Genomic DNA, 19658 nt, shown 5'->3' with positions numbered 1-19658 from the left:
CCCATGTATAACCTGGCCCGCCAGCTGTTGTTCAAACTCTCCCCGGAAACCTCCCACGATCTGTCCCTGGACCTGATCGGTGCCGGCGGCCGTCTGGGGCTCAATGGCCTGGTCTGCAAGGCGCCGGCGAAAATGCCGGTGTCGGTGATGGGGCTCGAGTTTCCCAACCCGGTCGGGCTGGCAGCCGGTCTGGACAAGAACGGCGCCGCCATCGATGGCTTTGCCCAGTTGGGTTTTGGCTTTGTCGAAATCGGCACCGTGACCCCACGGCCGCAGCCGGGCAACCCCAAACCGCGCATTTTCCGCCTGCCGGAAGCCGAGGCGATCATCAACCGCATGGGCTTTAACAACCTGGGCGTCGATCACCTGCTGTCGCGGGTTCAGGCGGCGAAGTACAAGGGCATCCTGGGCATCAATATCGGCAAGAACTTCGACACCCCGGTCGAGCGTGCGGTGGATGACTACCTCATCTGCCTGGACAAGGTCTACGCCCACGCCAGCTACGTCACCGTCAACGTCAGTTCCCCCAACACGCCGGGCCTGCGCAGCCTGCAGTTCGGTGATTCGCTCAAACAATTGCTCGAAGCCCTGCGCCAGCGCCAGGAAGACCTGGCCGTGCGGCATGGCAAGCGCGTGCCGCTGGCAATCAAGATTGCCCCGGACATGAGCGACGCAGAGACCGTGCTGGTGGCCCAGGCTCTGGTGGATTCGGGGATGGATGCGGTGATCGCGACCAATACTACCCTGAGCCGCGCAGGTGTCGAAGGTCTGGCCCATGGGGATGAAGCAGGGGGGCTCTCGGGCGCACCGGTGCGCGAGCAGAGCACCCACATCGTCAAGGTGCTGGCGGCCGAGCTGGCCGGGCGTTTGCCGATCATCGCCGTGGGCGGCATTACCGAGGGCAAGCACGCTGCCGAAAAAATCGCCGCCGGCGCCAGCCTGGTGCAGCTGTACTCCGGCTTTATCTACAAGGGCCCGGCGCTGATTCGCGAGTCGGTGGATGCCATTGTGGCGAGCGGGCTTGCCCCGCGCTGGTCTGCGCAGCAGACCCAGTCATGACGCTGCGTTCTTTCAGTTGGAACCGAGTGTCCGGTTTTGGGGCTGCTGCGCAACCCAACGCAGGACAAGCCTGCTCGCCACAGAGCGGGCAATAGGGCAATCCACAAAAATTAGTAGCCTCAATGGGTTTTGCCATCCAATAAAAAGGGCTCCATAAAGGAGCCCTTGGGCCGAAGCCCGCCGCCTGGGTCAGGCGTGCGTGGTTAAGTCGTTACATAGTCAAAGGTGGCAGGTCGGAATTAGATGCCCTGATTAGCCGACGGCGTGAAGTTCGTTGAGTCTGTGGATGCCCGCAGTGCCAGTCATACCGTCCCAGTTGTCGCCGCGTCCTTCTCGCCAGCCGTTGATCCAGGCTTGGCGTACCGACGGTAGAGTAAATGGGCAAAGCTCACGGGATTTGCCATGAACGCCATATTGATATCCGCGTAAAAATGCTCTTTCCAACGGATCACGCTTAAGTCTTCTCATAGGGTGTTTCCCTCACTGGTTGACTGTCTAGATATCCTTCGGCCTCGTCTGGGGCCGGGCAGAGTTTTTCTGCCGTTGGTGGGCTCGCTGCCGGCGTGGCGAGCCTGTGTGTCGGCGTCGTTACGGCGCCAACCTGTGTTGAGTTCTAACCAATAGGTCACATGGATTCAATGATCGTTTTGTCATAAGCACGTAACGTTTTGGATGCTATAGCCATAAGCTGGGATGGCTTTTCGCCCCTTTTTATCGGCAAAGCCAGCTATGATGTGCCCCGCGCAGGCCATGGGTGCAATCCCCAGGTGAGAATGCCCGCCCGTTGCAGTCGGTTATTATTCGACGAAGGGTCGGAATATTTCTTTTTGTTGCCTAACATTATTGATCTGCCTCTGCATTCAGGGCCCACGGGCCCTATCGCCGGGGTGGGACGGCACATTCGTGCCACGCGAGCACTCTTCAAGAAAAGTGCTTGATTGAAAACCGAACCGGCGATGCGTCGCCCGTTCATTTATTGCTGAAAAGCCTGGAATGCCCCATGTCGGACCGTTTTGAACTCTTCCTCACTTGCCCCAAGGGCCTTGAAGGCCTGCTGATCGAGGAAGCCGTCGGGCTTGGCCTTGAGGAAGCCCGCGAGCACACCTCGGCGGTGCGCGGCATGGCCGACATGGAGACCGCCTACCGCCTGTGCCTCTGGTCGCGTCTGGCCAACCGCGTGCTGCTGGTGCTCAAGCGCTTCCCGATGAAGGACGCCGAAGACCTCTACCACGGCGTGCTCGACATCGAATGGGCCGAGCACATGGTCCCCGAGGGCACCCTCGCCGTGGAATTCAGCGGCCACGGCTCGGGCATCGACAACACCCACTTCGGCGCGCTGAAGGTCAAGGATGCGATTGTCGACAAACTGCGCACCCCCACCGGCGAACGGCCGTCCATCGACAAGATCAACCCGGACCTGCGTATCCACCTGCGCCTGGACCGTGGCGAAGCCATCCTCTCCCTCGACCTGTCCGGCCACAGCCTGCACCAGCGCGGTTATCGCCTGCAGCAGGGCGCGGCGCCGCTGAAGGAAAACCTCGCGGCCGCCATCCTGATTCGCGCCGGCTGGCCGCGCATTGCCGCTGAGGGCGGCGCGCTGACCGACCCGATGTGCGGTGTGGGCACCTTCCTCGTCGAAGGCGCGATGATTGCCGCCGACATGGCGCCCAACCTCAATCGCGAATTGTGGGGCTTCACCACCTGGCTCGGCCACGTGCCGGCGCTGTGGAAGAAACTTCACACCGAAGCGTCGGAGCGTGCCGCCATCGGCATGAACAAACCGCCGCTGTGGGTGCGTGGCTACGAAGCCGACCCGCGCCTGATCCAGCCGGCACGCAACAACATCGAACGCGCTGGCCTGAGCCACTGGATCAAGGTGTATCAGGGCGAAGTCGGCACCTTCGAGCCGCGTCCGGACCAGAACCAGAAAGGCCTGGTGATCTGCAACCCGCCCTACGGCGAGCGCCTGGGTGACGAAGCCAGCCTGTTGTACCTCTACCAGAACCTTGGCGAGCGTCTGCGTCAGGCCTGCATGGGCTGGGAAGCGGCGGTATTCACCGGCGCGCCGGACCTGGGCAAGCGCATGGGCATCCGCAGCCACAAACAGTATTCGTTCTGGAACGGCGCACTGCCGTGCAAGCTGCTGCTGATCAAGGTCAACCCGGATCAGTTCGTCACCGGCGAGCGGCGCACCCCGGAGCAGCGTCAGGCCGAGCGCGAGCAGGCCGCTTACGACCAGGCCCCGGTCGAGCCGCAGGAGCGCCAGTACAATAAGAACGGCAACCCGATCAAACCGGCCCCGGCCCCGGTCGTCGAGCAGGCACGCCTGAGCGAAGGCGGGCAGATGTTCGCCAACCGCCTGCAAAAGAACCTCAAGTTGCTGGGCAAGTGGGCCAAGCGTGAAGGCGTGGATTGCTACCGCGTGTACGACGCCGATATGCCGGAATACTCCATGGCCATCGACCTGTACCACGACTGGGTCCATGTGCAGGAATACGCCGCGCCCAAGTCCATCGACCCGGAAAAAGCCTCGGCACGCATGTTCGATGCCCTGGCCGCGATTCCCCAGGCGCTCAACATCGACAAGAGCCGCGTGGTGGTCAAGCGTCGCGAGCGCCAGAGCGGCACCAGGCAGTACGAGCGCCAGAGCGCCCAGGGCAAGTTCACCGAGGTCAGCGAAGGCGGCGTGAAGCTGCTGGTCAACCTCACCGATTACCTGGACACCGGCCTGTTCCTCGACCACCGTCCGATGCGCATGCGCATTCAGAAGGAAGCGGCCGGCAAGCGCTTTCTCAATCTGTATTGCTACACCGCCACCGCCAGCGTGCACGCCGCCAAGGGTGGCGCGCGCAGCACCACCAGCGTCGACCTGTCCAAGACCTACCTGGACTGGGCGCGTCGCAACTTCTCGCTCAATGGCTTCTCCGACAAGAACCGCCTGGAGCAGGGCGATGTGATGGCGTGGCTGGAGGCGAGCCGCGATGAGTTCGACCTGATCTTCATCGACCCGCCGACCTTCTCCAACTCCAAGCGCATGGAAGGCATCTTCGACGTACAGCGCGACCACGTGCAGTTGCTCGACCTGGCCATGGCGCGCCTGGCACCGGGCGGCGTGCTGTATTTTTCGAACAACTTCCGCAAGTTCGTGCTCGAGGACAACCTCAGCGAGCGCTACGCCGTCGAGGACATCAGCGACAAGACCCTCGACCCGGATTTTGCGCGCAACGCCAAGATCCACCGCGCCTGGAAAATCACCGCACGTTGATTGATGCGTGTCCACGGCAGGCGCAAGCTTACTTGCGCCTGCCGTGGTTTGAGGCTGGTCAAACCCCGGGCCTATGGCTATAACTAAGGCCTGGCCAACGTGACACCCCCGCACGTTGGCGTCTTGAGTGTTGTCCATGCCGTTGCAAGCCGTCCGCCCGAAAATACTAGGCTTTATCAGTGAGCAGGCATCCGCCTGGCTGGTGGCGTCGGTGGTGTTCCTGGCAGGGATTGCCTTGACCTTCGTGGTGGCCTGGGCCGCTTGCGACCTCAATCGGCAGCAGGTGCGCCAACGCTTCCAATTGCTGGTCAGCGAGCGCTTCAGTCGCCTGCAGGAACGCTTCGAGGACCAGGAGCAACGCCTGGGCAGCCTGCAACGTTTCTTCATCAATTCCCGAGACGTGACCCGCGCAGAATTCGACGGTTTTGCCCAGCCCTTGCTGCTGCACGCGCGCGCCTATGCGTGGGCGCCTCGCGTTTTGCGCGAGCAGCGCAGCCGGTTTGAACAGGACATCTCGCGCGCGCTCGGTACGCCGTTCGCCATCCGTGAACTCAATGCGGTCGGCGAACTGGCTCTGGCGGCTGAACGTGATGAATACGTGCCGGTGCTGTACAACCAGACCCAGAGCCAGCTCGGCTCGCCCATGGGGTTTGACCTGTTGGCCCAGCCCCTGCGGCGCTCGACCCTTGAACGGGCGCAGAAAAGCGGCAAGCTGGCAGTGTCCCAACCCATGCAACTGGTGGGCGTGGAGCCAGCCTACGCGATGGGCGTGCTGCTGGTTGCGCCGGTCGCTTCCCGGACAGGAGCAGAGCCGTTCGGCTTTGTGATGGCTGTGATCAGCCTGCGGCAGCTGGTGGCCGACGGCCTGCCCAGGCCCGACCGCGATAATCTGGTGACGCAGATCGTCGACACCTCCGACCTGCAGCAACGCATGCTGTATGAGTCCGGCAACACGCCGAGCGACAGGGACCTCACCGTTACCCGCCGCTTGACCCTGGGCGATCATGTCTACGCCCTGACCCTGCGTCCCAGCGAGGTATTCGACCGGTCCAGCCGCTCTTCGCTGGCCAGCATCCTGAGCATGGGCGGGATGCTCAGCCTGTTGGTTGCCGCCTTGCTCTACGTATTGGTCAGCCAGCGCCAGCGCGCGCTGAAACTGGTGGAGCAGCGCACCGTGCAACTGCGCGTGCGCGAGCAGGAACTGCGCGGCGCCCACAGCCAGCTGCGCAGCGTGCTGAATGCCGCCACTCAAGTCGCCATCATCGCCACCGACCTGCGCGGTGTGATCAATACCTTCAACGCCGGTGCTGAACAAATGCTCGGCTTCAAGGCCGCCGAAGTGGTCGGGCGCGCCACCCTCGAAAGCCTGCACCTGGCGTCGGAGCTGCAAGCCAGTGCCGCGAGCGTGAGCCTGCTGCTGGGCAAGCGTATCCCGCCGAGCCAGGCCATGCTGGTGCAGAGCCCGGACAGCCTGCACGAGGCGCGCGAATGGACGCTGGTCCGCGAAGATGGCAGCCAGTTGATTGTGAATATGCTTGGCACCGCGTTGCTCGATGACCATGGCCTGTGGGTGGGGCACCTGGCGATCTACCTCGACGTGACCGAGCAAAAGCGCGCCTACGAGGCGCTGGCTGCACGCGATCGCCTGCTGAAAAAACTCAGCGCCCACGTGCCCGGCGGGATTTTCCAGTTCACCCTCAAGCCCCGGGGTGAGTGGCGCTTCATTTATGCCAGCGACGGCATGCGCGATATCTATGAAATCGAGGTAGGAGTACTGCAGCAGGACGCGGAAAAGGTCTTCGAGCGTATCCATCCGCTGGACGTCGAACGCATACGCGCCTCGATTCGCTCGTCGGCCGTGCAGTTGAGCCATTGGCGTGAAGAGTATCGGGTGATCTTGCCGCAGCGCGGGTTGCGCTGGATTCGTGGCGAGGCCACGCCGGAGGAGTTACCCGGAGGCGGCACGCTGTGGCACGGTTATGTGTCGGATATTTCCGATCTGAAACGGGTGGAAGAAGAACTGCGTGCGTTGTCCATCACCGATTCCCTGACCGGCATCCACAACCGTCGTTACTTCCAGGACCGCCTCAAGGCCGAGATGGTGCGCGTCAGGCGTACGTCGGGGGCGTTGTCGGTGATCATGCTCGATATCGACCACTTCAAGCGCATCAATGACCGCTATGGCCATGCCGTGGGTGACGGCGTGCTGCAGGAACTGTGCAAGCGCATCGGCCAGCGCCTGCGCCGCACCGATGTGTTCTGCCGCCTGGGGGGCGAAGAGTTCATGGTGTTGTGCCCCGGCACCGACGGCCAACAGGCCTGCCGCCTGGCGATGGAACTGTGGGAATCGTTGCGCAGCGTACCGATGGATACCGTCGGTACGGTGACCGCCAGTTTCGGCGTGGCCAGTTGGCGTGTCGATGAGGGCATCGACGGCTTGCTGCTGCGCGCCGATTCGGCGGTGTACCTGGCCAAACAGGCCGGCCGTGACCGTGTCACGCCGGAGAAACTACCGGCCTGAAGGCAGACACAAAAACCAAGGTGGGAGGGGGCTTGCTCCCGATAGCGGTGAATCAGTCAATACCTGGACTGACTGTCACACCGCCATCGGGAGCGAGCCCCCTCCCACATTTAGAGCACCGGCGCTGCCGCCATCACTTTAGGCTGGCGATACAGGTCCAGAAGCACCTGGTCCAGTACCGACGAGGCACCCCACGGCTTCGAATCGTTGAGGATCGCCACCACCGCCCAGGTGTAGCCGTTGTTGTCGCGGCTGAACCCGGCAATCGCGCGAACGGTGTTCAGTGTGCCGGTCTTGACGTGGGCTTCGCCGCGCATGGCGGTGGTCTTCAGGCGTTTACGCATGGTGCCGTCGGTGCCGGCAATCGGCAGGGAGCTGATGTATTCGGCGGCGTACGGGCTTTTCCATGCGGCCTGCAACATGGCGGCCATTTCGCGGGCGCTGACGCGTTCGGCGCGGGACAGGCCGGAACCGTTTTCCATCACCAGGTGTGGCGCGGTGATGCCTTTCTTCGCCAGCCACTGGCGCACCACACGCTGCGCGGCCTTGGCATCGTCGCCGTCGGCGTCGTTGCGAAATTGCGCGCCCAGGCTCAGGAACAACTGCTGGGCCATGGTGTTGTTACTGTATTTGTTGATGTCGCGGATGATTTCCGCCAGGTCCGGCGAGAACGCGCGAGCCAGTACCTTGGCGCTCTTGGGCACCGGCGCCTGGAGGTCACGGCCCTGGATGCTGCCGCCCAACTCTTTCCAGATGGCGCGCACGGCGCCGGCGGTGTAGGTGGCGTGGTCGAGCAGCGACAGGTAGGTCTGCGAGCTGCAGCCCTCGGCCAACTGGCCGCTGACGGTCACGGTGACGCTGCCATCGGCGGCGGTGACCGGGTTGTAGCGCACATCGCCGGTGCACTGCCTGGCGTTGGAGACCTTGACCTGATTGTCGATGCGGATGGTGGCAATCGGCGGCTCGACCGAGACGATCACCCGCCCCCCATCGTTACGCGTGACAAAGCGCAGAGCCTTGAGGTTGACCAGCAGCGCGTCGGGCTTGACCAGGAACGGTTTGTTCTCGTCGTTGCCGTCGTCATTGAACTCGGGCAGCAGCGGTTGATTGAAGAAACTGCGGTCCAGCACCAGGTCACCGGTGACCTGCTGCACGCCATTGGCCCGCAGGTCGCGCATCAGCAGCCAGAGTTTTTCCATGTTCAGCTTGGGGTCGCCGCCGCCCTTGAGGTACAGGTTGCCATGCAACACGCCCCCGCTGAGGGTGCCGTCGGTATAGAACTCGGTTTTCCACTGATGGTTGGGGCCCAGCATTTCCAGGGCCGCGTAGGTGGTGACCAGCTTCATGGTGGAAGCGGGGTTCACCGAGACGTCGGCGTTGAATACAGTCGGCGTGCCCGGACCGTTGAGCGGAATCATCACCAGAGACAGGGCGGTATTTTGCAGCTTGGCTTTCTGCAGGGCCTGCGCGACATTGGGCGGCAGGCTGTTGTTGACGGGGGCGGCGGTGGCGGAAAAGGCCAGTGGCAGGAGCAGACCGGCGAGTAACAATGGACGCAAAGATTTGATCATAAAAAATAGAACCCTGCTGCTGAGGAGGGTGAAAAAGGCGAGGGGAACGTAAGAAAATCCCTCAGTGGTCATGAAAGTGTCGGCATTATGCCCCAAGGTCGCGCCACTTGTAGCTGAACGATAGCTGGAAATCGGCGTTTTTTTACAGGCACGGCGTTGCTTTCACCACAGAGTCGGCAGCGCGTTCATTGATCGAGTGATTTTGAGCGGTTGCCCGGCGACCAAAGTGTCGTGGGCGCGGAGCACCAGAGAAGGGGCTCGCGTAAACAAACAGGGCCATCACAAGGATGGCCCTGAGGACAATCAGGCAACCGGATTGATCGGCTTTTCCGGGTACCAGACGTCCAGCAATGGGCTGACTTCAGCTTTGGTCAGTTCATCGCGGGATTTGAGCCAGGCTTCAACCTTGGCGCGCTGCTCTTCGCTGACCGAGCCACGCTTCTGCAGGCAGACCAGACCGTAGTCGTCACCGCCGACGTAGCCCAGGCCGTTGGCTTCCATGGCTTCTTTGAGGAACGCGTCGAGAAATGCATCGATTGCATCGTCAGCCAGGTCTTTCTTGAATTCCAGGTTCAGTTCGAAACCCAATTCCTGGAACTCGTCCACACACAGTTTTTTGCGCAGACGCTGGGAGCGGTTAGTGGCCATGAAACATTCCTCTTGATAAATAACGGTGCGCACTTTACCAGCTAATAGGCGCGGCCGCCTTACAGCGTTACGCAAACCTTCATTCGCTTCATCGGTAAAGTCTGCCGGGGCGGGCCTGTTAAACGGTGGTTTGTGTCAGTCAGCCGGTATTTTTCGCCGTTTATGCATGGCTTCATGGTGGTGTAATAAATCCATGCTGCCGCGATGCCAGAGCCCCCACGACCGACCTTGACGGAAACCCGCCCATGCCAGCTCCCCTGATTCCTGTAGAAACCTCGCCTGACCTGCCGACGGACGCCGACGTGGTCGTGATCGGCGGCGGCATTATCGGTGCCTTTACTGCTTATTACCTGGCCAAACGCGGGATGAACGTCGCCCTGGTGGAAAAGGGCCGTATCGGCGCTGAACAATCGAGCCGCAACTGGGGCTGGTGCCGCCAGCAGAATCGCGATGCGCGCGAGCTGCCGATGGCCACCAAGAGCCTGGAACTGTGGTCGCAGTTCGCCGCCGAAACCGGCGAGCAGACCGGCTTCACCCGCTGCGGCCTGCTTTACCTGAGCAATGACGAAAAGGAAATCGACGGCTGGGCGCGCTGGGGCGAATTTGCCCGTTCGGTTAACGTCGAGACCCATATGCTCACCGCGCAGCAAGCCGCTGAACGGGGTCGGGCCACCGGCAAACAGTGGAAGGGCGGGGTCTACGCGCCCACCGACGGCATCGCCGACCCATCTCGCGCAGCGCCTGCGGTCGCGCGCGCGATCATGGCGCTGGGCAGCACGGTGCATCAGGGCTGCGCCGTGCGCGGGCTGGAGACCGAAGGCGGGCGACTGTCGGGAGTAGTGACCGAGAAGGGCACCATCCGCACCCGTCTCGCGGTACTCGCCGCCGGTGCCTGGGCGTCGTCGTTCTGCCGTCAGTACGGCATTCGTTTTCCCCAGGCGACCATTCGGCAAACGGTGCTTCGTGTGTCGCCGCCCAATCAGGACCTGCCAAGTGCGCTGCACACCTCCCAGGCCTCGATGACACGTCGCTTTGATGGCAGCTATACGCTGGCCATCAGCGGGCGCGGGCGGGTTGACCCGACGCCGCAGTTGCTCAGCTTTGCGCCGCAGTTTTTACCGATGTTTCAACGTCGCTGGCGCAATCTGGCGGTGGGCGGGTTCGAGGGCGCGCGGGCAGGGCATGAGAGCTGGAAGCGCTGGCGTCTCGATGAGCCGACGCCGATGGAGAAGATGCGGATTCTGGACCCGACGCCGGATGCGGCGGCGGTGAAGTTGACTTATGCGCGGGCTGCGCAACTGATGCCGGCCTTTAAAGAGTCTACGGTGACCGCGGCTTGGGCGGGGTATGTGGACAGTACGCCTGACGGGGTGCCCGGGATTGGCGAGATGGCCAGCTTGCCAGGATTGGTATTGGCGGCGGGGTTCAGCGGACATGGGTTCGGGATTGGTCCGGGGGCGGGGCATTTGATTGCGGATATTGTGAGTGGGGCACAGCCGATTGTGGATCCGCAGCCTTATCATCCGGATCGGTTCAAGTCTTCGGCTTGGGGAAAGGTGGCGGACTTTTGAGGTTTTTTTGGGGTGGGTATCGCCGTTGCTTCGGTAACGGCTAATGGCGGTTCCGCTTTTACAGCGCCCCAGATCAAGAGCGCGGCGACCTTAGAGCCGACCGAGGTTTTCCTGCCTGGCGCTGTTCAAAGTGTGGGAGGGGGCTTGCTCGCGATGGCTGAGTGTCAGTCAGCTTATGGATAGCTGACCCACTGCTATCGGGAGCAAGCCCCCTCCCACATTTGGATCTCCATCTGTCGATAGATATCACACTGCTGATCTGAATTTCAGGCGTCCGTGTCGACCACGCTGGCCGGAGCGAGTCGACCATTTTTTTGCCGAGCACTGTACAAACTGTGGGAGGGGGCTTGCTCGCGAATGCGGTGTGTCAGTTAACTTATTTCTAGCTGACCCACTGCACATTTTGAATTCAGGTGTTGGTAAAAAACGGAAACGTCCCACACGGATTTGAGGTTGTCCCTAGGACACTCGATCTCTAGTCTCCGTATACCGCTGCGCATTCAGCGGTCGGGCGTCGCGGCCCGTATTTCTTCAGACGCAAAAGCGTCATCGGCTCCTTTCAGTTGGCGCTTTTTTATCGTCTACTGTGCGGCGTTATGGCAGCTGTGCGCGGGATACCTTCGGGTATGCCGATGTTCTGGAGAGTCGGTCCGCGAACCTGCGTACAGCTGCCACCTTCCATCGCGTCGCGGCGATCAGTGGCAGCTCCTTCAATACTTCTCCGGAGCTTCACAATGATCAAACCCACCCCAAGTCCCCCACGCGATTGCGCTTCCAGCGTGCTGTTCTCCGTCAAGGACGGCATCCCCACCCAGGACCTGTTGGTCAACCTCAGCGAATCACTGGCCTGCGCCCACGCCCTGGCCTGCGACTTTGCCTTTGAGCTGGAAAGCACACGGCGCGAATGCGCATTGGGTATTGCACAACTGATTGAAGTGTCGCGCTTGCTGGCCGAGCGCGTGCTGGATGATGTTACAAAAGCCGCCCACCCTTAGAACCCACCGGTATGAGGGGAGCGCGATCAAATGCGGGAAGCAGCGCCAAGCCTTCGACTGAGCGCTGTCGCGCAGCAAACTAGAGCCTCTGTGGCGAGCGGGCTTGCCCTAATGCCGTTCAGTTAAGGAAAATATGTGGGCTTATGTGGCGAGCGGGCTTGCCCCGCGTTGGGGTGCGAAGCGCCCCCAATCCAGCAAAACGCGGTGTACCTGATACGGCTCAGCGCCTGGTTTTGGGGCTGCTGCGCAGCCCAACGCAGGACAAGCCTGCTCGCCACAGGGAATCTGCGCTTAACTGAACGGCATTGGGGCTTGCCCCGCGTTGGGGTGCGAAGCGCCCCCAATCAAGGAACATGCGGCGCACCTGAAACTGCTCGGAGCATGGTTTTGGGACTGCTGCGCAGCCCACCGCAGGACAAGCCTGCTCGCCACAGGAATGTGGCTTCCTGAAGTTTCATGTTTTAAATCAAAACTTTATTTTGTGTTTGATAAAAGCTGGCTTGCCTGCGAAGGCATCGCCTAGGTCTGCCTGAAGGATTGAGGTGTCTGCATTGCAGGCAAGCCAGCTCCCACAAAAAAGCGAATCGACCAGATCCTGCTTTTGCCCTGTTGTTGATCTGCTTTTGATCTTGATCTCAGGCGCCCCGTCAACCGCGCTGGCCGAACGCAGGCTTGAATCCGTTGCTAACCCGGCAGGACGCCGGGTTAGCCGCGCTGGGCCAAGGATGGCCCATCCTTAACTACCAAACCCAACAATCGCCTTAATCTCCAGATACTCCTCGAACCCCACCACCCCATACTCCCGCCCATTGCCCGACCGCTTATACCCCCCAAACGGGGCCATCGGATCCCACGCGGGATGATTCAGATGCACCTGCCCCGCCCGAATACGCGATGCCACTGCCCGGGCAGCCTGCAGGTCCTGCCCCTGCACATGCGCGCCCAGCCCATACACCGTGTCATTGGCAATGGCCACGGCCTCGTCCACCGTGTCATACGCAATGATACAAAGCACCGGCCCGAAAATTTCCTCCTGGGCGATACGCATGCGGTTCTCCACCTCGGAGAACACCGTCGGCCGCGTGTAAAAGCCGTAGTCAAAACCCGCCACACGTCCCGGACCGCCGCACACCAGTTTCGCCCCTTCGTCGATGCCGGCCTCGATCATCACTTGCACGCGCTCGAACTGCGCCTGATTGGCAATCGGTCCCAGCACTGTCTCCTCCGCTGACGGGTCACCCACAATGATCGCGTTGGCTGTGGCTGCCGCCAGCGCTTCGACCTCGGCCAACCGCGCCCTCGGCACGATCATCCGCGTTGGCGCGCTGCACGACTGGCCCACGTTGCGAAACGCCGACATCACCCCCAGCGGCACCACGTTGGCAAAGTCCGCATCGGGCAGCAGCACGTTCGGTGACTTGCCGCCCAGTTCCTGGGTCACGCGCTTGACCGTCGGCGCGGCGGCCTGCGCCACCAGGGCGCCGGCGCGGTTGGAGCCAGTGATGGAAATCATGTCGATGTCAGGGTGTGCCGCCATCGCCGCGCCCACCTCGTGACCGCTGCCGTTGACCAGGTTGAACACCCCCGGCGGCAGGCCGGCGTCGTGCACCAGTTGAGCGAACAGCAGCGCGCTCAGCGGCGACAATTCGCTGGGTTTGAGTACCACGGTGCAGCCGGCGGCAATCGCCGGCGCGACCTTGGCGGTGATCTGGTACAGCGGCCAGTTCCACGGCGTGATCAGCCCGCACACGCCGATGGCTTCGCGTTCGATGGCGGTGCTGCCTTCGAGCGTGTGAAAGCGGTAGCTCGTCAACAAATCACGCGCCACCCGCACATGTTCGGCCGCCAGCGGCACCTGCATGGCGCGGGCAAAACCGATGGCCGCGCCCATTTCCAGGGACAGCGCCTGGGCCAGTTGCTCTTTGCGCTCCAGAATCAGTTCATGGATTTTCCCCAGCACCCCAGCGCGCGCCGCCGGGGGGGTGGCCGACCAGCCGGGAAACGCCGCACGCGCCGCAGCGACGGCACGGTCGACATCTTCGCTGGAGCCGCGCGCGACCTGCGCGGCCACCTCTTCGGTGGCCGGGTTGATCACCGCCAGGCTCGCCGGAACGGCCGGCGCCACCCAGCGGCCATCGATATAGAACTTGTCCGCCGTGTGCGCATCGACGCTGTAACGGTTCGAAGAGTGTGTAGTCATTCAACGGGCTCCCTGGAGCGATAACAGCTTATTTCACCGTGTAAATCTTGCGCACATACACCGAGCCGCGCCAGGCGCAGGGCGCGCCTTTGGCGACGAACACGGTGTCGCCGGGGTTGACCGTCGTGTCCACGCCCTCGGCGTCCTGCAACGTCATGCTGCCTTCGATCAGGTACATCAATTCATGCAGCTTGTGCGGGCGGCCGTGACGGGCATAGGGCGTGGAGTCCCAGATGCCCACGCGCAGCTCGGTGCTTTCATCGTCGAACAGGTTGTTCGCGCGGCATTGCGGCGCCGGGCCAATCAAAATCTGCGCGTCGGGTGCGGCAGACGGGTTGAGCGGGGTGCGTGGATCGAGCCAGGTAAGGCCGGGACGCAGCGGCGCATCGGTCAGGTTCAGCGCGCAGAAGGCCCACCAGCTGCCGGGGCTCGCTTGCAGGGTGAGGCGCGTGCCCCGGCCGATCACGGCGCTGTCGCCGACGCCCAGTTCCAGGGTCTGCTCGGCGCTGTGCAGCAGCACGGAACCGGCTTGTACCACCAGCGTTTCGCTGTAGGGGAAATCGTCGATCACAGCTTCGCCGCTGAACGCGACGCGCCCGGCCGACATGCCGTCTTCGCTCAACCAGGCGATCTGGCGGGCGTCGCCGAACGGGTCGAGGGCGTTCAGGGCCGCGTGGCGAAAGGGGGTGCCAACGGCGCTGCCGTCGGCACGGGCCAGCATCAGAATACGGGGAGAGGACATGGGCAAGGCTCCAGAAAAGAATCAACCGACCGCTTGGGTGATCAGGGCAAACAGGTGGACGCCGCCGCCGGCCTGGGGCGGTGTGCCCTTGGCCATGCGCGCGACGGTGTCGACGCACTTGAGACCGGCCTGTTCGAGCCAGTCGCCGAGGCCGCACTCGGCGGGGATGTCGATACGCACGAAGGCGTCCGGCACCTGCTCCAGCAACGTGGTGATCAGGTGTTTGGCCTGTTCGAAGGTTTCGGCCACCACCGGGCCGAGGCAGCGCCCACGGCCGAACGGGCGCAGCAGCGCAAAGCCGCGCAACTGGCCGTCGCGCTCGATGCCCACGGCGTGTTCCACCTGCAGGTCGCGCAGGATTTCACGGCGGTCCAGGCCGCTGCCGGCGTTGGCCAGGGCAATCACGGCGGCGTGATCATCGGCCGTCAACGGGCGACAGTGTTCCCCCTCGGCCAGCGCGGTCTGCTCGGGCACCTGCACATTGCCTTGGTGCTGTTGTATATGGCCGAACTCGACAAAACCCTGGCTGGCATACAGCGGCGCGCCGGCCACGGTGGCGTTGAGCAACGGCGTGCGCGCGTCACAGGCTTTCAGCGCCAGCTCCATCAAACGTCGGCCAATGCCCCGGCCCTGATAGTCGTCGCTGACAATCACCAGGCCGATGGTGGCGTAGTCGCCCTGAGGGCAGGCGAATGCGGTGCCGATCAGGCGTTCGCCGTCGAGTACTACAAAGCCGTCACTGACGCGCTGCAACATCGCCCAGTCTTCCTGGCGGTGGGGCCATTTGAGTTGCACCGACAGGGCATGGGCGGCCGGCAAGTCGGCCACCGTCATCGAGCGATAGAGGTAATCAGTGTGGGGCTGGGCTGCCATGGCGGGCCTCCGTTGAGCAAAAGGGGGAGCATCATTGGAATGCCTGTATCCCACCTGTTTTCAGGGCTGGCAAGAGGGTGCGCAGTATTCGGCAGATTTGCGATGCAGGAGGGTCGCACCACCATAGTTACTACTAAATTGGAGGCGGCGCTCAGCAGCAAATGCGTTGCCGCACGGAGGGCTGTTTATGGCTGCGCCAGCGCGCAACATAAACCACGGCGGTCCACCACACTTTCTGCCGCTCGCCAGCCCCATTCTTGAGCCTTCATGCCGTAAAAGGCCCATTAAGGCGCATGAATACGGGCTTTGCCCAAGGCTTGTGCGCGCCGCAAACTCTGCTGGCGCTGGCGCTAAAAACGGTGCTTTGTATTGAGGTGCGGGCGTTTTTGACGCCATCTGCTGATTTCACAGTGTTGTAATGAAGCTGTGTTGCACAGGGCTGACGCGCCGCCAGAGCCGCGAACGCTTGGCCACATTCCATTGACTCCAGGACCACACGCCATGAGCTTTCTTCGTCCCAAATTCATTACGTTCGACTGCTACGGTACGCTGACCAACTTCCAGATGGGCACCCTGACCCGCGAGCTGTTTGCCGACCGCGTCACGGCCGAGCAGATGGAACAGTTCGTCAAGGACTTCACCGCCTACCGCCTCGACCAGGTGATGGGTGACTGGCGGCCCTACGATGAAGTGCTCAAGACCGCCCTGGCCCGTACCTGCAAGCGTTGGGGCATTGAGTATCGCGAAGAAGGCCAGCTGTATTACGACGCCGTGCCGACCTGGGGTCCCCATGCCGATGTGCCGGCCGGCCTGTCGAAGATCGCCGACAAGATTCCCCTGGTGATTTTCTCCAATGCCATGGACAGTCAGATCATGTCCAACGTCGACAAGCTCGGCGCGCCTTTCCACAAAGTGTTCACCGCCCAACAGGCCCAGGCCTACAAACCACGCCTGCGCGCGTTCGAGTTCATGCTCGACAACCTGGGCTGCGGTCCGGAAGACATCTTGCATGTGTCATCCAGCTTCCGCTACGACCTGATGCCGGCCCATGACATGAAGATCAAGCACAAGGCCTTCGTTGCCCGTGGGCATGAAGTGCCGGCCAATGCCGCTTATGGTTACCAGCAGATTAGCGATATCGGTGGGTTGCCAGGCCTGGTGGGTTTGTAAAACGAACGTCCACAGCACGCGAGGTTAGACATGGGCAGTGAATCCTATTGGCTCGACACCGCACCGGCCTTTACCGGCGCACAGTCGGGCGACCTGCCTCGGCAGGTCGATGTGGCGGTGGTCGGTGGCGGGTTTACCGGGCTGTCGGCTGCCCGTGCACTGGCCATGCGCGGCGCCAGCGTGGTGGTGCTGGATGCCGGGCGGGTGGTCGGCGAAGCGTCGGGGCGCAATGGCGGGCAATGCAACACTGGCGTGGCCCAGGACTACGCCGGGCTGCACGCCAGCCTCGGGGCGGACCGCGCGCGGGCCTATTACCAGGCCTATGAAAGCGCGGTGCACACGGTGGTGTCGCTGGTGGCGCAGGAGCAGATCGCCTGCGACCTGGTGCGCAACGGCAAGCTCAAGCTGGCGGCCAAGCCCCTGCATTACGAGGGGCTGGCACGCACCTGCGAGCTGATTCGTCGCGAGGTGGACGCCGATGTGCAATTGCTCGACGCCGGGCAGGCCCGTGCTGAAGTCAATTCGGCGCAGTTTCACGGCGGCCTGCTGCAACGCAATGGCGTGCAGATGCACATCGGGCGCTTCGGTGTCGGCCTGGCCGAAGCCGCCGCGCGACGTGGCGCGCTGATTCACGAGCACACCCTGGTCAACGACTGGAAGGCACAAGCCGGTGGCTATCAGGTCAACACCGCCAAGGGCTCGCTGCATGCCGGCCAGGTGCTGCTGGCCAGCGGCGCCTGCCAGCACGGCGGCCTCGGCTGGTATCGCCGACGCATTGTGCCGGTGGGCAGCTTTGTGATCGTCACCGAGGTCTTGCCCCAGGCGCTGATCGACCAGCTGTTGCCGCAGCACCGTGCCTATGTCACCAGCCGCATGATCGGCAATTACTTCCGACTGACCCCGGACAACCGCCTGCTGTTCGGCGGGCGTGCGCGGTTTGCCATGTCCAACAGTGTGTCCGACGCCAAGAGCGGCAAGGTGCTGCAAACGGCGATGGTAAACATGTTCCCGCAACTGGCGCAGGTGAAGATCGATTACTGCTGGGGCGGCCTGGTGGACATGACCTCCGACCGCCTGCCACGCGCCGGCCAGCATGGCGGCGTGTTTCACTCCATGGGCTACAGCGGCCATGGCGTGCAGATGTCGGTGCACATGGGCCAGGTCATGGCCGAGGTAATGGCCGGCAATGCGGCGGCCAACCCGTGGCGCGAACTGGAGTGGCCGGCCATCCCCGGACACTTCGGCACACCCTGGTTCCTGCCGTTCGTGGGCGCCTATTACCGCTTCCAGGATTACTTGCATTGAACCGTCGCCGTTGACTCACCGTCGTTTGCGTTTCCAGGACGCTCCGGATATCCGTGAGCACTCGAATCTTTTGATCTTCGACAGGTAGCCTTGCCATGACTGATAACAAAAACACACCCGAACTCATCTCCGGTGCAGAAAGCCTGCGGGTATTTGAAAGCCTCAACCGCGGCATGTCGCGCCGCAACGCCCTGCAGATGCTTGGCGTCGCCGGTGTGGCGGCGGCGGGCGCGGGCAGCCTGTTCGGCGCCGCCGGCAAGCTGTGGGCCGATGACGCGCCGGTGGCCGGCAAGGGCAAGCCCGGCGGAAAAATTCGCGTGGCCAGTGTGGCCAGTTCCACCGCCGATACCCTCGACCCGGCCAAGGGTGCCCTGTCTACCGACTACGTGCGCCAGTACATGTTCTACAACGGCCTGACCCGTTTCGACGTGCACATGGTGCCGCAACTGGAACTGGCCGAACGCATCGACAATACCGACGCCACGCTGTGGACCATCACCCTGCGCAAGGAGGTGACCTTCCACAACGGCAAGCCGCTCACCGCCGCCGACGTGGTGTATTCCCTGAACCGCCACAAGGACCCGGCGATCGGCTCCAAAGTCATGGCGCTGGTGGCGCAGTTCGAGGAGATCAAGGCCAGCGGTCCCAACGAGGTACAGATTCGCCTCGGCGCGCCGAATGCCGAGTTGCCCTCTATTCTCGCCGTGTCGCACTTGCTGATCGTGCCCGAAGGCACCACCGACTTCAGCCAGGGCATCGGCACCGGGCCGTTCAAGGTCAAGGAATTCAAACCCGGTGTGCGTTCGGTGGCGGTGCGCAATCCCAACTACTGGAAACCCGGCCTGCCGTACCTGGACGAGATCGAAGTCATCGCCATCAGCGATGAACCGTCGCGGGTCAACGCGTTGCTGTCGGGCGACGTGCATGCGATCAACCAGGTCGACCCGCGCTCCACCACCCGGATCAAGGCCAGCGCCGGGCACCGGTACGTCGATTCGCCCTCGGGCAACTACACCAACCTGATCATCCGTCAGGACCAGATGCCGGGCAAAAGCCCCGAGTTCACCCAGGCCATGAAATGCCTGCTCGACCGCGAACAGGTCAAGTCTGCGGTGTTCCGCGGGTTCGCCGTGGTCGGCAACGATCATCCGATTGCGCCCGGTTCGCGCTATTACAACGCCGACCTGCCGCAGACCGTATACGACCCTGAGAAAGCGCGCTTTCTGCTGAAAAAAGCCGGCATGGAAAGCATCACCATGCCGCTCGCCGCTTCGCCCGCCGCCACCTCGTCGGTGGACATCGCCGTGCTGTTGCAGCAGTCGGCGAAACAGGCCGGCCTCAAGCTCGACGTCAATCGCCTGCCCAGCGATGGTTACTGGTCCAACCACTGGATGAAGCATCCGCTGACCTTCGGCAACATCAACCCACGGCCGAATGCCGACGTGATGTTCTCGCAGTTCTTCCAGTCCAAGGCGCCGTGGAACGAGTCCGGCTGGCAGAACGAGCAGTTCGATCAGTTGCTGCTGCTGGCCCGTGCCGAAACCGATGAAGCCAAACGCGGCAAGATGTACGCCGACATGCAGACCCTGGTGCATGACCATTGCGGCATCGGCGTGCCGGTGTTCATCAGCAACATCGATGGCGTCGACCAGCGTCTGAAGGGCTACAGCACCAATCCGCTGGGCGGCTTCATGGGCTACATGTTCGCCGAGCAGGTGTGGTTGGACGCGTAATGAGG

14 protein-coding genes are annotated in these 19658 nt (G+C 62.6%); 8 read left to right on the top strand and 6 right to left on the bottom strand.

From position 1 onward, the window contains the following. The first annotated feature begins 3 nt into the window (after nt 1-3). On the top strand, nt 4-1059 hold the full coding sequence (locus TU79_RS17740) for a quinone-dependent dihydroorotate dehydrogenase (protein WP_057009199.1): 1056 nt from the start codon (nt 4-6) through the stop codon (nt 1057-1059). Between the two features lie 252 nt (nt 1060-1311). On the opposite strand, the gene rmf is transcribed toward TU79_RS17740, so the two are convergent. Further along, on the bottom strand, nt 1312-1527 hold the full coding sequence (rmf, locus tag TU79_RS25465) for a ribosome modulation factor (protein WP_002553055.1): 216 nt from the start codon (nt 1525-1527) through the stop codon (nt 1312-1314). A gap of 532 nt (nt 1528-2059) precedes the next feature. Here rmf and rlmKL point away from each other — a divergent pair. Both rlmKL and TU79_RS17730 read left to right on the top strand, forming a co-directional pair. Beyond that, complete coding sequence (gene rlmKL / locus TU79_RS17735) at nt 2060-4324, top strand: bifunctional 23S rRNA (guanine(2069)-N(7))-methyltransferase RlmK/23S rRNA (guanine(2445)-N(2))-methyltransferase RlmL (protein ID WP_057009198.1); 2265 nt, start codon at nt 2060-2062, stop codon at nt 4322-4324. Between the two features lie 136 nt (nt 4325-4460). Next, a complete protein-coding gene (locus TU79_RS17730; protein WP_057009197.1) occupies nt 4461-6845 on the top strand; it encodes a sensor domain-containing diguanylate cyclase in 2385 nt (794 codons plus the stop codon). A 110-nt stretch (nt 6846-6955) separates the two neighbouring features. Here TU79_RS17730 and dacB read toward each other — a convergent pair whose 3' ends face one another. Together dacB and TU79_RS17720 are read right to left on the bottom strand one after the other, a co-directional pair. Beyond that, entirely contained in the window at nt 6956-8416 is a 1461-nt protein-coding gene (gene dacB, locus TU79_RS17725; RefSeq protein WP_057009196.1) for a D-alanyl-D-alanine carboxypeptidase/D-alanyl-D-alanine endopeptidase, read from the bottom strand. A gap of 303 nt (nt 8417-8719) precedes the next feature. After that, on the bottom strand, nt 8720-9064 hold the full coding sequence (locus TU79_RS17720; protein ID WP_003230349.1) for a YggL family protein: 345 nt from the start codon (nt 9062-9064) through the stop codon (nt 8720-8722). A 245-nt stretch (nt 9065-9309) separates the two neighbouring features. Between TU79_RS17720 and TU79_RS17715 the strand changes: the two genes are divergently transcribed. Together TU79_RS17715 and TU79_RS17710 are read left to right on the top strand one after the other, a co-directional pair. Further along, a complete protein-coding gene (locus TU79_RS17715; RefSeq protein WP_057009195.1) occupies nt 9310-10635 on the top strand; it encodes an NAD(P)/FAD-dependent oxidoreductase in 1326 nt (441 codons plus the stop codon). Nucleotides 10636-11369: 734 nt separating this feature from the next. Next, the gene (locus tag TU79_RS17710; RefSeq protein WP_057009194.1) at nt 11370-11630 is read left to right on the top strand and encodes a DUF6124 family protein; all 261 of its coding nucleotides are present in this window, start codon (nt 11370-11372) and stop codon (nt 11628-11630) included. Nucleotides 11631-12366: 736 nt separating this feature from the next. Here the strand turns inward: TU79_RS17710 and TU79_RS17705 are convergent. From TU79_RS17705 to TU79_RS17695, 3 genes are read right to left on the bottom strand one after another with little or no spacing between them, the layout of a single operon-like run. Then, a complete protein-coding gene (locus TU79_RS17705) occupies nt 12367-13830 on the bottom strand; it encodes an aldehyde dehydrogenase family protein (protein WP_057009193.1) in 1464 nt (487 codons plus the stop codon). 28 nt (nt 13831-13858) lie between these two features. Next, a complete protein-coding gene (locus tag TU79_RS17700; RefSeq protein ID WP_057009192.1) occupies nt 13859-14572 on the bottom strand; it encodes a cupin domain-containing protein in 714 nt (237 codons plus the stop codon). A 21-nt stretch (nt 14573-14593) separates the two neighbouring features. Then, nucleotides 14594-15445 (bottom strand): GNAT family N-acetyltransferase, encoded by an 852-nt coding sequence (locus TU79_RS17695; RefSeq protein WP_057009191.1) that lies wholly within the window; start codon nt 15443-15445, stop codon nt 14594-14596. 501 nt (nt 15446-15946) lie between these two features. On the opposite strand from TU79_RS17695, the gene TU79_RS17690 reads away from it, so the two are divergent. The 3 genes from TU79_RS17690 to TU79_RS17680 all read left to right on the top strand — a co-directional run bounded on the left by TU79_RS17690 (nt 15947) and on the right by TU79_RS17680 (nt 19653). Next, on the top strand, nt 15947-16615 hold the full coding sequence (locus tag TU79_RS17690) for a haloacid dehalogenase type II (RefSeq protein WP_057009190.1): 669 nt from the start codon (nt 15947-15949) through the stop codon (nt 16613-16615). Between the two features lie 30 nt (nt 16616-16645). Next, on the top strand, nt 16646-17920 hold the full coding sequence (locus TU79_RS17685; RefSeq protein ID WP_057009189.1) for an NAD(P)/FAD-dependent oxidoreductase: 1275 nt from the start codon (nt 16646-16648) through the stop codon (nt 17918-17920). A gap of 95 nt (nt 17921-18015) precedes the next feature. Continuing rightward, on the top strand, nt 18016-19653 hold the full coding sequence (locus TU79_RS17680; RefSeq protein ID WP_057009188.1) for an ABC transporter substrate-binding protein: 1638 nt from the start codon (nt 18016-18018) through the stop codon (nt 19651-19653). Nucleotides 19654-19658 lie beyond the last annotated feature (5 nt).

This window comes from Pseudomonas trivialis (genome assembly GCF_001439805.1).
In the GTDB taxonomy this organism is placed as follows: Bacteria; Pseudomonadota; Gammaproteobacteria; order Pseudomonadales; family Pseudomonadaceae; genus Aquipseudomonas; species Aquipseudomonas trivialis.
This window is presented reverse-complemented; position numbering and strand designations above follow the sequence as displayed.